The organism is Pinibacter soli (assembly GCF_029961145.1).
Lineage (GTDB): Bacteria > Bacteroidota > Bacteroidia > Chitinophagales > Chitinophagaceae > Pinibacter > Pinibacter soli.
Window position 1 is genome coordinate 176,733 of sequence record NZ_JASBRG010000007.1, and the last position, 14,216, is coordinate 190,948.

Consider the following 14,216-nt stretch of genomic DNA (forward strand, 5'->3'; position numbering starts at 1 on the left):
AATGGTAAGTTTTAATTGTTAGGCAAATGGCCACAACAGTACGGTGCTCATAGTAAATTAGAAATCGGCGGCAGTTGCCCTTTGGATTGCCACAGAGGCACAGAGAAACAGAGTTTTTGTGTACGAATGTCTTTGCGGTGTGCTTCTAAAAAAATGTATCTCGTACGCAAAACGCTTAGAAAAGTTTTTCCCTCTGTCCCTCAGTGCCTCAGTGGCAATTCCTCCCCGAAAATACCACTCAATTCATATTAACAATACAAATAAATATAAATTAATTGATAAGTCATTCTTGCACAGGAAACCGACATGAACTACATTTGAAACACGACAACCAATCAAACCATTTAGCTTACATGAAACTTAGGAATCCGAAAAATAGATCTGACCTTAACATTAAGAAATCTGACAAAGTACTAGAAGTGGGTGGTGGGCACAATCCGCACCCAAGGGCAAATCTGGTGGTAGATAAATTTCTGGATACCAATTACCACCGCAGCGGCGATATTAAAGTGCTGAAACACCAGGAATTCATGCAGGCCGATGGTGAAAATCTCCCGTTTAAAGACAAAGAATTTGACTACGCGATTTGTTGCCAGGTGCTGGAACATGTGGAACATCCTGAGAAATTTCTGGCGGAACAGTTTCGTGTTGCGAAGCAGGGATTTCTTGAAGTGCCTTCTTTGTTGGGCGAATACCTTTTCCCCCGTGAATCGCACAAATGGATCATGCACGAGATCGATAACACTTTATATCTCGTAGACAAAAGCTCCATTGATTTTAAAGTGGGCTATGACCTTACTGAGCTTACGCAAATGTATTTACCGAAACATTCTATCGGTTTTAAAATTTTAGAAAGAACGCATCCCAACCTGATTACTATACGTTTAGAGTGGAAGGACGATTTTAAGTTTGTAGTAAATCCTACCGACCCTGAGATACTCAAATACTTCTCCGGCAAATGGCAGGAAGAATGGGCGCATGTATTTTTCCCGCCTAAAACCATGTGGCAGGAGTTTAAAGATGCAGCGGGTGCTATGTGGCACATTACAAAAACATCTTTCCAATCGAAGGTTTTGAAGCGTAACGTATATTAAGGCTTTTTTAACCGCAAAGGGCGCCAAGGTTGCGCATAGAGAGCAAAGTTTTTTTTTACGATACTTCCTTCGTTTCCTTTGCGCAACCTTTGCGTTCTTTGTGGTTAATCTGGTGCCCCACTCTAAAGTCTCGTAAAATTTTTATTAAGCAAAACCATATAATCACCTTATTAATAGTTGCAATTATTATTGCGGCTATTTTTTTGCAATATAAAGAACGCATCTATTTATATTTTAGCAAGAAATCACCAAACGTTGTAACACAAACAATTGTAGGCTCCGATAGAATCAAAATCCACAAAGAATACCTCTTTGATCTGTCTGGCTCGGAAGCTACGGGTGGAAATCCCTACAAACTATTCGATGAAAATTGCGATCCCAAAAACGGTCTACCGGGAAAACCTGTTACCGATCCTTTGCCTAATCGCGGTCTTGATTTGTTTTTTCCACAGGGAAGAGGTTTTCGTATTGTCATCGACTTGCAGGTGTTATGCAATTTAACTGAAATTTATTTGCATGAACGTGGCTTTGAAAGCGATAGTGTTTGGGTGTATACCGGCGATATGCATCAATGGAATTTGAAGGCTGGTTTAAAAACGTCAGGAAGCTCGTCGCAATGGGGCTGGAAAAAGTTTGCACTAGATGATAGTGTGAAGACTCGCTATGTAATGATCCGGTTTAACAGTCATAAATCCACCATCACGGAACTGGCATTGTATGGCCATCCTTTGGAAAAACTGCCCGACCCGCCAACCTACGCTTACACCGGGGCACGTTTGCCCAAACCAACATTGCGCACATTCATGGGCGTTAACTCTTATGACCATGCGCCGATGAAATACATGCAGCCATTTTACGCCACGCGTTTGTACCAAAGCATCGGCTCATACGACAACGATACTGTGAACAATTCTGAAAATATTTCCTTCAATTTTAATTCATATAAATTACCCAAAGAACAACAGCTTAAATACTATGTGGACAGCTTGCATCAGCAATTTGGGAATCAATTGTGGCTAAGTATCCGTGGCGTCCCAACTTATCTCGCAAAGAATGGCTTTTCGCAAAACAGCAAACCGGTTACAGCGCCTGGTATGAACACGGAAGACCCGCTTTCGTACGAACGCCATTCACGATTGTACTGGAATTTAATGGCAGTATACGGCTCTAATAAATTTGATACAAATGAATTACAGTTTCACGATGTGCCACGATTCAGCGGTGCGGGAAGTTTTGAAGTAGTGGAAAACGGCAACGAAGAAGATGCGACATGGACGAAAGATTACTGGCTGCCGACAGAATACTTCGCCGTTTCATCGGCCGATTACGATGGGCACGAAAAACAACTTGGTCCCAAACACGGCTTGGTAGTTGCCGACCCGAATGCCAAACTCATGATGAGCGGAATGATTCAATTGGACACGCAAAGAGTTAAGGTGCTCAACTTTCTCTGCCAAACTTTACGAAAAGACAAACAGTTCATTTGGCAGGGAGGTGTACAATATCATTACTACTGTAACGGTGCTACCTTAACCTCTCCGCCAAAGGGAGGATTAACACCTGAAGAAAATAAGTTGCGCGAAAAACTCGCTGCCGTTCGGGAAGCGCAGTATCGGCTTGTGCCAACTGTTCCGGCGATTTTGGGAGAGAACGGCTACGACAGAAACCAGACATCATGGCAAAGCGTGCCTTTACTGCCTGGTTATAATGAAGCACAATCACAGGGCATCATGACGATTCGTTCTGTGATGGCGGCATTCATGAGTGGCTTCGATATGTACAATTATTTTATGTTGAGGAATTCCACTAACGATGAAAATCCTCCGGGTGTATTCGGCAGTTCGGGAATGATCAGCGGGCCGGGTGGACACATTGTGTATCCCGTTTGGTATTATTGGAGAAATGTGGTGAACAAACTCGCGAATTATCAGCCGGATTCAATTATCAGCGAGAAGGGAGATGTTTGGATATATAAATTGCGGAATAAGTTACACCCGGATTCGGTAGCGTATTATTTTGTAAGCCCAACGAAGAATGGAAAGGTAGTTCAGTATTTCAATTTTAAAATACCGGCGGTTAAGGGTGGGAGTTATATAAAGCTTAATTGGTTTTCTGTTGGAGAGGCGATTCCTGCAGACGAAAAAAGAACCGCGAAAGAAAATACTCTTCAACTCGATGTTTCAGAAGTGCCGGTGTTTGTGCTGCTTGCCGAAAAATGATTGGCACACGGATGACACGGATTGGACGGATTTACACGGATCTTTTTGATGGCACGCAGATGACGCTGATTTAGCAGATTTGCACTGATCTTTTCAAAAACTGTAAAACCTGTCTTAGTTTATTCAGAAAAAAAATCCGTGTAAATCCGTCCAATCCGTGTCATCCGTGTGCAAAAAATCTGCGCCAATCAGTCTAATCTGCGTCATCTGCGTGCTCTCTCTTTGTGTGCTCTCTATTTCAGGTACTCCGCACTTATCCCGTCATACAACTTCAGCAAGTCATTGCTCTTGCCGGTTTTGTCGAAAATAGATTCCCATGTATTTAGCGGCTCCCAGATGAATGCGCCTTTGCCTCTGTTGTTTGGAAGATCAAACACCAGTTTGTGCACTTCCTGTTTCTTCGCAGAGTATTCAACCACAACGATGTCTTTATTATAACGTCTCACCAGGTCGTTCATGTTGTCGCGCAAATCATCCAACGTACCGTGCCACTGCGGATAATAGGAGAGCCCGATCACATCGAAATGTACGTTGCGGGCAACCATGTTATCAATAAAGAAAACCGTTTCTTCATTTTGTCCGCCCAATGCCACGTGCAGCATGATCTCAATATTCGGGTCAACCGCTTTCACCGCAGCTGTTCCGGCACTGATCAACTGTGCAAGATTATTCACCGAAGCAATACTCCCTTCCGGCCACACCATGCCGTGGTTGATCTCGTTACCGATCTGCACCATGTCAGGCGTTGTGCCTTGTTGTTTTAAAGCAGTGATCACTTCTTTGGTAAAATCGTACAGCGACTGTTTCATTTGATCGAAGCTCATGTTCTTCCACGCAGCAGGCTTGTATTGCTTTCCGGGATCGGCCCAGTAATCGCTGTAGTGGAAATCGAGCAGAAACTTCATGCCCGCCGCTTTGATGCGCTTCGCCATTTGCAAAGTATGTTGCAGATCACAGAAACCTTTGCCCGGGGAATAACCGCTGTCTCTCGCTGGATCGTTGAATACACGCAGTCTTATGTAATTGAAACCATGATCTTTCAAAATCAGTATTGCATCTTTCTCCACTCCATTGTCAGAAAACTTCACACCGCGATTTTCCAATTCAGGAAGAAACGAAATATCTGCGCCAATCATTTTGCCTGTTTCGCGAGGCTTCGCCGCTTCGCCTTGCAGCGTGTATTTTTTATCAACGGAAACTTCTGCAACACTTTCTGAAGTAACAGTCACCACATCAGTGGAACCGCTGTACAAGCCACCGGCACTTGCTTCAATCTTGATCATGCCCGGCGTTTTAGTTGATTGCACCAGCACTTGGCATTTGCCATTGAAGGCACTGCGCTGCGATCTGCCATCGGCGCAAATGTCCGGCTCGTGGCAACTCGGATCGCCGTTGCCCACGCCGATAATTTTGCCCGGTCCGCTAATAGTGAAATTGATCATGTTCGCGGCATCCGGCACTTCGCGACCTTCTTTATCTACGATAGAAACATTCATGACAGAAACATCAGTGCCGTTTGCCAGCATCGTAGTTCTGTAAGGAGTTAGTAAAATTTCCGTAGGGGCGGAAGTTGTTTCCACTTTTGCCGTGAGCTTTTTACCTTTTTTATAAGCAATTGCCTCGAGCTTGCCTGGTTCATATTTCACTGTCCACAACAAATGACTATTGCGCGGCATGTCTTTCTTGCCAAGGCTTTTACCGTTGAGGAACAACTCCACATTATCGGCATTGCTGTTTACCCACACATCAATATTTTGTCCGCGTTTGCCCGGCCAGTTCCAATGCGGAGAAATGTTCAGCACATCTTTGTCTGTCCACCAGCTTTGGTAGTAGTAATATAAGTTTTTAGGGAAACCGCACATGTCCATCACACCGAAATGCGAACTGATATTTGGCCATGAAAAAGGTGTAGGCTCACCACGATAGTCAAAGCCCGTCCAAATGAAACCGCCCTGCCAGTAAGCATTTTCAGCTGCTGGTTTCCACCATGCCTCTGCTGTACTTGCCCACCACGGAGCGGTGAGGTCATGATCGGGAAGATAGCCCCAAACAGAATCTTTTTTATAAATGCCACGAGTGGTAACAGTGCTGCCCATCTCTGTGCCAAGCACCGGCTGATTCGGATGATCTTTATGATAATCGGCTACGGCAAATTCGCGGTAGTTAAACCCACGGATTGGAATTACTTCGTTTACGCCTTTGTAAACGTTTGGAAGATCAGCGGCGTAAGTGCTCGTCCTTGTTGGATCGAGTTCTTTTTGTTTAGCGATCAATGTCTCCGCAATGCGTTTGCCAACAGTAGTTGTTTGAATAAATCCTTCTTCATTACCAATGCTCCATAGGAAAACGGAAGGATGGTTCCTGTCACGCAGGATCAATCTTTCAAACTGGCTCATGTATTCGTCGCTGCTGCTGAGCAGGCGTTGTTCGTCGAGCACAAGCATACCGAGGCTATCACACGCTTCAAGCAATTCAGGAGCGGGAGCGTGGTGACTGGTGCGGTAGGCATTGCAGCCCATGTTCTTCAACAAACGGATACGGTAATAATTGAGATCATCGGGTACGGCGCTGCCAACACCTGCCGCATCCTGGTGATTGTTGGTGCCTTGTATTTTTAAATGTTTTCCGTTCAGGAAAAAACCTTCTGTTGCATCAAAACGAATGGAGCGAATGCCAAATCTTTCTGTTTTTTTATACAGTACTTGTTTTCCTTGTCTCACTTCAGATACCACACGATATAAATACGGATCATCCAAATCCCACAAGCGAGGATTGGAAACTTTGAGTTGTTGTTTGATACTTTGCTTTTCGTTGGTGGCAATGGCAAATGATTGTTCTTTTACCTGCTCTACAAGTTTACCATCTCTTGTTGTGATGTAGGTAAATACGGAACAGTTGGAAGGAGCAATGTTTTTGTTTTCAACCGTTGTTTCAATATTTACTGTTGCGGTGTTCGATTGCACATTTGAGTACACAAACAATCCGCCATCGGGAATATGAATGTTGTTGGATTGTTCCAGCCACACGTGTCTGTAAATGCCGGCACCTTCGTAGAACCAGCCTTCGGACTGTGTAGCGTCAACTCTTACCACGATTGTATTTTCTCCGTGGAAGTTGATGATGTCTGTAACGTCATAAGCTGCACCCAAATAACCGCTGATGTTGTTGCCAACAAAATATCCATTTACCCAAATATTTGCATCGCGATAAATACCATCAAAGCGAAGTGCGAAACGGCTTCCTGAATCTGCTACGTTTACATTGAAGCGCTTGCGGTACCAGCCGATGCTTGTTTCGGGAAAGTAGCCGCCAACTGGTTTGTAGCCGTGCGATTCCAGGTTGGCATCAGAGTGGTTGACAAATGGCAATCCGACTGCCCAATCGTGCGGCAGGTTGAGGGTGCGCCAACTGGTGTCAACAAAGGACGGATCGATGGCTGTCTTTTTTGCTCCGCCGTTTTTCGAGTAAAGCGCGGTAAGACTATAATTGAAATCTTTTCCAGGGTCGGATGCACTGCCAAAATGAAATTTCCAATCTTCATCAATATTGATCTTCTTCTGTGCACCAGCCTGTAAGCAAGCCAATGCAAGGCATAAAGAAAGACCAATGAGCTTATTCTTTCGCATAGTTGTTGTTATCTCAAGTTGTTAAATACATTGTGTGCTGTTATTTCCTTCACCACTAAGGCACTGAGGACACTAAGCCACACTAAGGGTTGCCGTGAAAGCAAAGTTCCTTATTTAAATTACCACGCAGGTTGTAAGAACATCAAGCTTCTCTTAGTGAAACTTAGTGCCCTTAGTGTCTTAGTGGTAAAGTTTTGAACTCTTAGTTTGAAAATGCGTTCAAGGCCACAGTCGGTTTTCCGGAATTATCAAAAGCCCCGAGAGTATAGCCATTCCAATTATTATAAGCTTCCGGCTCCCAATACAATATCCCCAATGCTTTTTTATTCGGAACAGATTTGATCAAATCGCTCAGGAACGAGTTACATACAGTCGGGCTATCCCACGGCATACCCACTTCCACCACCATCACTTCTTTACCGTAACGACTCACCATGTCATTCATGTTAGTAAGACATTGTGTGTTATAGGTTGACCAGTTTGAGGTACTTGGATACAGTGACATACCAATTACATCATACTTTGCACCGTTTGTTTTCAAACCATCAAACATCCAGCGAAACAAAGAGTTGTCGTAACCATTAGAAATATGCACAATTACTTTTGCAGAAGGGAAAACACCTTTCACCGCATCATAGCCGGCATTTACTAGCTGCGCAAAATTGCTCATGTTCGTCGATGCTTTGCCATCGGGCCAGAGCATGCCGTCGTTTGTTTCGTTACCCACCTGCACCCATTCAGGAGTTACACCGGCTGTTTTCAATTGGTTCAAAACATCGGTGGTGTGCGTTGCGAGTGCAGTTTTCAATCCCGCAAAATCCAGTGAGGCCCACGCCGCGGGTTTGGTCTGGTGACCGGGATCTGCCCAGGTATCGCTGTAGTGAAAATCGATCATGATGCGCAGACCGAGGTTTTTCGCACGAATGGCTTTTGCCACAACATCAGCAGCATTGTTCCAGCTGGATGTAGGGTTTACCCAAACACGTAGGCGGATGGTGTTTACGCCGAGCGATTTCAGTAACGCCATGCATTCCATTTGCGTTCCGGCGCTGTTGTAAAATTTTCTGCCGGAGGCTTCCATTTCTGTTACCCAGCTTACGTCGGCGCCTTTCACTAGGGTGTCAGTTGTTACAGGAGGATTCGGAGTTCCGCCATCACCGTTGCTTTTCTTACAGGAAATCATTAGAACCAAAACCAGTAGAGAGCCGAATAATCTATTCATAATCTTACATTCAAAAAATTCAAAGTTTACAATTCACCTCTGAGGCACTAAGGGCACTAAGCCACACTAAGGGTACCTCAATCTTTTACCCCTCGTTGCTTGCTATAACCAGCGGTTTAAGAACAATAGGCAACTCTTAGTGAAACTTAGTGTCCTTAGTGCCTTAGTGGTAAAGATTAGGGTGTCACCACACTACTCAATCTTATATTTATAATTCCCATCCCCGCCACTCAAATCCAGCGTCACTTTATAAGTGCCCGTTGTACTCACAGGAATATTTTTACCAGCCCAGCCCGGAGGACCAGCGTAAGTTAGTTTACCATCGTTGTTCACTTTATAACTAATATCATAACTGCCATTGCTCGTGAAAACAAACGCGTTACCAGCAGTAAAAGATACGTTATTTGCCACCCATGTTTTACTGGTAGCATCGTAAGTCATAGGCGTCGAAGAAGTGCTCCAGCCATTGTTATCACCTGAAATGTAAAACTTCACCGCTGTGTAATTGATAGTCAGCGCATTGATGTCCGCATTCACTTTCATGTAAGCGGGAGAAGGCGTGAGCCATAAATTGCCGCCACCTGCAGACATTGTTGTGCTGCTGGTTCCCCAGCCATAAGATTTTCCATCGGTAGTAGAGATCAGTTTGAAAGCATCACCACCCCAGCCATCTGCGTTTGGCAGGTTCAGATAACCTTCATATTTGCCGTCATAATTTACTGAAGTTAGCAAATAACCATTGGTACGGGCAGAAGGCGTTGTCCAGCCATTACCGCCTTGTACCAGCAAAGCAGGCAGACTTACCACATACGTTGTCAACTGCAATGTCTTTTTATCTGTATAGGAAAAAACGGAATCACTAACGGAGTAGCGCACACGAATATCTAATTGTCCTGTTGTACCTGGTGCAATGCCTAATGAAATGGCAGCTTCATTCAAGTTGGAGCCAACGTATTTTAATATTGTTGCGCTGCCATTGCTCACTTGTTTTGGTGCAGCAAAATTGGTTCCTGCTTTTGCAATTTCCACAGTATAACCTACTGCCGCAGAGAAGCCGTAATCTGCAGCGTTCCATTGAATCGTTTCCACGGTGTCTTTCGCACTAGCTTCCGACAATGTAAGCGGACTAGCAGATAATGTCACAACCGGCGCCGGTCCCTGCCGCATCACGGTGTTGGTCAGATCTTTTTTGCAACCCAATAGAAGGGCGGTAAATGTTAGTATGATAATGAGTTGTTTCATGTTTTTACTTTTTACTTTTTCTTTTTTACTTCTTAATACCCCGTGTTTTGCACCAAATGCGGATTCGACGTCAAATCAATCGACGGAATCGGAAACACATTGTATTTAGTATTCACGCTCTTACCAGCTGCCGAGCCGCCTTTCCATGCCCACAAATATGTGTCCGTAGTGAATTTGTCAAAGCGAACAAGATCAGTACGACGTTGTGCTTCGTAATACAACTCACGTCCGCGTTCATCCAAAATAAAATTCAAGGTTAGCTGAGCCGCAGCGATTTCACCACCGGTTTTATTATCCCACGCACGTTTGCGAAGCGCATTAATGTAAGTCAACGCTTGTGTTGCATTGCCACCTGTTCCGTTGCGTAAAACTGATTCTGCGTAAGTCAGATAAATTTCACCCAAGCGAAAAATAGGAAAGTCGATATCCGCCCAGTTGCCATTGGGATCGGCATTTGGCGCGGGTTTGCCGTCATGCGTTAAGTTTCTGTATTTGGATGATGAGTAGCCGTCTGTTTGTTTGTACAGTTCTTTCATCTCCAGGATTTGACCAGGCGTGTAAAACTGTGCTCTTACGTCTGTGTTACCAGAAGGATCAGGGAAAAGCGCCACAAATTGTTGTGTGTGACGCAAACCTGTCCAGCTTCCACTAGTTCCGGATGTTGCAGCAGGAACGCCTACCGGCCCGTGAGCCAGGTAAGTTGTACCGCCCCAATTCTGCGTGTATTTGGCATCATAGGCAATCATGAAAATGTTTTCATCCGTGTTCAGGTTATTGTCTGCAACTGTTAAGTTCCTGTACTTAGGATTCAACGTATAACCTGCGGCAATGATCTTGTTGCAATAAGTGATCGCATCGGTAAATCTTTCTGTACCAGTGTACACTTTTGCATTCAGGTACAACCTTGAAAGCAGCGCCCAAACAGCCCCTTGGTCAGCACGGGGATATTCATTTGCTTTTGGTGCAGCCATGTCTGGCTCGATTGCTTTTAATTCTGATTCGATGTATTTGAAAAGATCGGCGCGTTTGATTTGATCAGGAACCGTTACCGCGATCGTTGTGTTCTCATCAGCAAATGGCGGATTAGCGTAAAGGTCCATCAACACCCAATATTGATAAGCCCTGATGAATCTTGCTTCTGCATGATATTTTTTGATGTCCGCTGCGTCGTTGCCTGTAATGCCGCGACCGCTTACTTTATCCGGCGTTGACTGGCGAATGAAATCATTGGCAATCGCGATCTGGAACATGGAACGATAGTAAACACCTTTCACAATTGGGTTGTCGCTCGACCAGCTCATTTCTTTCAAGCCTTGTATGCCCGCGTCATTCGGCCATGACCATGCCGCTTCGTCCGTAGTAAGTTCCTGCAGGTTCCAGTAGAGGCGAAGGAAATCTGAGTTACCCTCATCGCTGATGATTTCCGGGGAAATGTCCGGAGTGCCCGTACCGCCGGTGTTTCCGGTTAATGCAAAGGCACCGTACACTTTTGCAAGCGCCTGTTTGTAACCCAACGGTGTTTTATACACCTCATCTGCCGTTACGTCGTTGGTAGGTGTGAGGTCAAGTTTTTTTGTACAACCAGCGGCGACAATCACAAGAAGAACCGCTGTTGCGAATATATTATAGAGTCTATTAATCATGATTTGAAATTTGATATTTGAAAACAATTAGCACACAGATGACACTGATTAGACTGATTTACACAGATATTTTTTCTTCTCTGTATCTCTGTGCCTCAGTGGCAAACTAAAAGTCGATTGCTCCTCCGAGTGTAAATATTCTCGGACGTGGATACATATTATTGTCTATTCCGGAACTGATCTCAGGATCAATGCCTTTGTATTTGGTAATCACAAACACGTTTTGCACGCCTGCATTCAATCTTAAGTTTGCTTTTTTCTTGAACACTGCACCGGCATTATAACCTATCGTGAAATTATCCATGCGCAGGAAAGATGCATTTTGCATGAAATAATCGCTCAACAAGTCGATATTGCTGCCAACAAATTTTGTATCGAGGTAACTGCGTGAAGCATTGTACAGCACAGGGTTTCCAAGAATTTGATTTCGGTTGCCGTTGTTGCTCGCAATATTATTGTACACGTAGTTGCCAATGCTGCTGCGCAATACAAAACCTGCGTTCCATTTTTTGTAAGAGAAATTAGTGGTGAAACCCATGAAGACATCCGGATTCGAGCTTTTGCTTTTCACCAAATCCTTTTCATTAATGATGCCATCTTTATTTACATCTACCACCACGTTTTCCAAAGGCTTGCCTGCAGAGTCATACACTTGCTGATACAAATTGAAAGTGTTGCGTGGATAGCCTACGGCAAACACTTGCGCATAACCGCCTTTACCACCGGCAATACCACCTGTTGGAATATCCGTTGCCGGAGTACCAGGAATTACAGACAGATTCGTGATCTTGTTTTTGTTGTAGGCAATGTTGAAACCTGCATCCCATGTGAAGTCTTTCGTTCTTACGATCTGTGCATTCACACTAAACTCAACACCTTTGTTCGTCATGTCGCCAATGTTCGCAAGGAAGTACGCCGCGAAGTTCGAGCCCGCAGGTTGCGGCACTTTCACGAGCAGGTCAGATGTTTTCTTGTAGTACAGATCAATGCTACCCGTGATGCGGTTGTTCAAAAATCCATAATCCAAACCGATGTTAGACGTTGCTGTTTGTTCCCACTTGATCGCAGGGTTGTAAGCACCCGGTCTGTACATTTGATAGTAGGTAGAACCAAACGGATAAGAAGCGTTGGAAGAACTCAAGCCATACGCTGCAAGGAACGCATAGTTATCAATACCATCCTGTTGCCCCGTGATACCATAACCGATTCTTAATTTCAAATCAGACAAAGTATTGTTCGTCATTAAGAATTGTTCGTTCTTGATTTTCCATGCAAAGGCAACAGAAGGGAACATTGCCCATTTGTTCAGCGGACCAAAACGTGATGATCCGTCGCGGCGCAATGTTCCTGTCAGTAAATACCTGTCGGCATAAGAATAATTCACCCTGCCGAAGAAAGAGACCAAACTGTGTTCCGGTTCATTATAAGGAAAAGCCGGATCAGAGTTAGGGTATTTTACACCCGCTGCATTATAGCTGGCGTAGTTGTATACTTTGGTTAAATAATCTACGTAAGAATAACCGGCCATCGCATCCACATGGCTTTTGATCGAAGGAATGTCTTTTGAATAATTCAGGTAAAAATCAAACACTGTGTTTTTTTGTGTTTGGCGATACTTGTTGTTTTGTCCGCCCGTGCCACCCGCTGCATAATCAGACGCTGCACTGTCGGAAACAAACACCGTTCCTTTTCCATCCACCACATCATAACCAAGGTTCATGTTGGCATGCAGGTCAGGAAGAAAGTGAAATTTATAATCCAATTGCAAATTTCCAATGCCTCTCATTGGATTGCTTTTGTCAATCCGTTGATTCAGCAAACCAACAGGGTTGCGGCCAGCCAGCGGAGATAAACCAGTTGGGCTCGTTGGATCGCGGTACTCCCAGTAGCCGCCATAACGGCCATCCTTAATCGTAGAGTAAATTGGTTGAGACGGATCAAAAGTTACTGCACTTCCAATCGCTGCCGTATTGGCGAAACGTGTATTCTGGAAACTTCCTTTCAAGTTCAGGTCCACTTTTAAGTGATCGTCAAAAAAACTTGGATTGATGCGCAACGTCGCCGAAGTGCGCTGCAGGTTATCCGTTTTTAAAATACCGCTCTGGTTCAAATAACCAATCGACAAACGGTAGGGGAGTTTCTTAATACCTCCGCTGATGCTTATATTATTATCTGTTGAAAAAGCCGTCTGGTAAATTTCATCCTGCCAGTTGGTGCTCGCAGTACCCAGCGCCGATTTTTGCGCAGCCGTACCTTTTGCATTTACAACGGAACGGAACTCATCTGCACTCAGCACATCCACTTTGTTGGCTACTGTGGAAAGAGAGTTGTTGGTAGTGAAATTAACTTTCAACCTTCCGCCCGTTCCTTTTTTAGTGGTGATCAAAATAACACCGTTCGCTGCACGCGTTCCGTAAATCGCAGCCGCAGAAGCATCTTTCAAAACCGTGAAAGATTCGATATCATTCGAGTTGATAAAACTCAGCGGATTGGATGCACCGGAGATGCTGCTGTTTTCCAAAGGCACACCATCTACCACAAACAACGGATCGTTGCTTGCGTTTACAGAAGAACCGCCACGAATGCGGATCGTACTTCCTGCGCCGGGTTGTCCGCTGTTGGAAATAACAGAAACACCCGCCACTTTACCGGCAATCATTTGCTCCGGTGTGGAGATTTGTCCCTTCTGGAAATCTTTAGCTGTAACGGTAGAAATAGAACCGGTGAGATCTTTTTTGCGGGTGGTACCATAACCTACGATCACCACTTCATTTAGATTTTGTTTGTCGGTGGCCAGTTTTACATTCAGCGTAGTGCCGCCTGTTTTTTGCTCAACTTTCGCGAAACCGATATAAGTAAAAATGAGTTCATCGTCGCCGGCAGCGGGAATGGTGTAATTACCCTTGGCATCGGTAACGACTGCGATGTTTTTGCCTTTAATAGAAATGGTAACACCGGAAAGCGGGTTCCCGGATTCATCTGTTACCCTGCCGGAGATCTTTTGTTGCGCCGATGTCATCATGACACAACATAGCAGGACGGGCAGAAGAACAGCCGGACGGACACGTCTGGTAATTTTCATACACAAGCAAATTTTAAATGGTGAGTTTTGTTTTAGTTCGTGCTATAAAATTATAATGAGTGTCAAAAGAGCACTTATCTGAGCAATC

The 14,216-nt window shown here is 44.6% G+C and carries 7 protein-coding genes; 2 read left to right on the plus strand and 5 right to left on the minus strand.

From position 1 onward, the window contains the following. Positions 1-353: 353 nt before the first annotated feature. Positions 354-1,094 carry a class I SAM-dependent methyltransferase gene (locus tag QJ048_RS11745; protein ID WP_282334547.1) on the plus strand — a complete coding sequence of 247 codons (741 nt, stop codon included), beginning with the start codon at positions 354-356 and terminating at the stop codon, positions 1,092-1,094. Positions 1,095-1,297: 203 nt separating this feature from the next. After that, the gene (locus QJ048_RS11750; RefSeq protein WP_282334548.1) at positions 1,298-3,313 is read left to right on the plus strand and encodes a hypothetical protein; all 2,016 of its coding nucleotides are present in this window, start codon (positions 1,298-1,300) and stop codon (positions 3,311-3,313) included. 233 nt (positions 3,314-3,546) lie between these two features. Here QJ048_RS11750 and galA read toward each other — a convergent pair whose 3' ends face one another. The 5 genes from galA to QJ048_RS11775 all read right to left on the minus strand — a co-directional run bounded on the left by galA (position 3,547) and on the right by QJ048_RS11775 (position 14,128). Then, on the minus strand, positions 3,547-6,939 hold the full coding sequence (gene galA / locus QJ048_RS11755) for a beta-galactosidase GalA (protein ID WP_282334549.1): 3,393 nt from the start codon (positions 6,937-6,939) through the stop codon (positions 3,547-3,549). 202 nt (positions 6,940-7,141) lie between these two features. Next, positions 7,142-8,161: a glycoside hydrolase family 53 protein gene (locus QJ048_RS11760; RefSeq protein WP_282334550.1), complete on the minus strand. Its 1,020-nt coding sequence runs from the start codon at positions 8,159-8,161 to the stop codon at positions 7,142-7,144. Positions 8,162-8,353: 192 nt separating this feature from the next. After that, entirely contained in the window at positions 8,354-9,403 is a 1,050-nt protein-coding gene (locus QJ048_RS11765; protein WP_282334551.1) for a SusE domain-containing protein, read from the minus strand. A 32-nt stretch (positions 9,404-9,435) separates the two neighbouring features. Further along, positions 9,436-11,046 carry a RagB/SusD family nutrient uptake outer membrane protein gene (locus QJ048_RS11770; protein ID WP_282334552.1) on the minus strand — a complete coding sequence of 537 codons (1,611 nt, stop codon included), beginning with the start codon at positions 11,044-11,046 and terminating at the stop codon, positions 9,436-9,438. Between the two features lie 106 nt (positions 11,047-11,152). Further along, positions 11,153-14,128, minus strand: coding sequence for a SusC/RagA family TonB-linked outer membrane protein (locus tag QJ048_RS11775; RefSeq protein ID WP_282334553.1), 2,976 nt, complete (start codon positions 14,126-14,128; stop codon positions 11,153-11,155). Positions 14,129-14,216 lie beyond the last annotated feature (88 nt).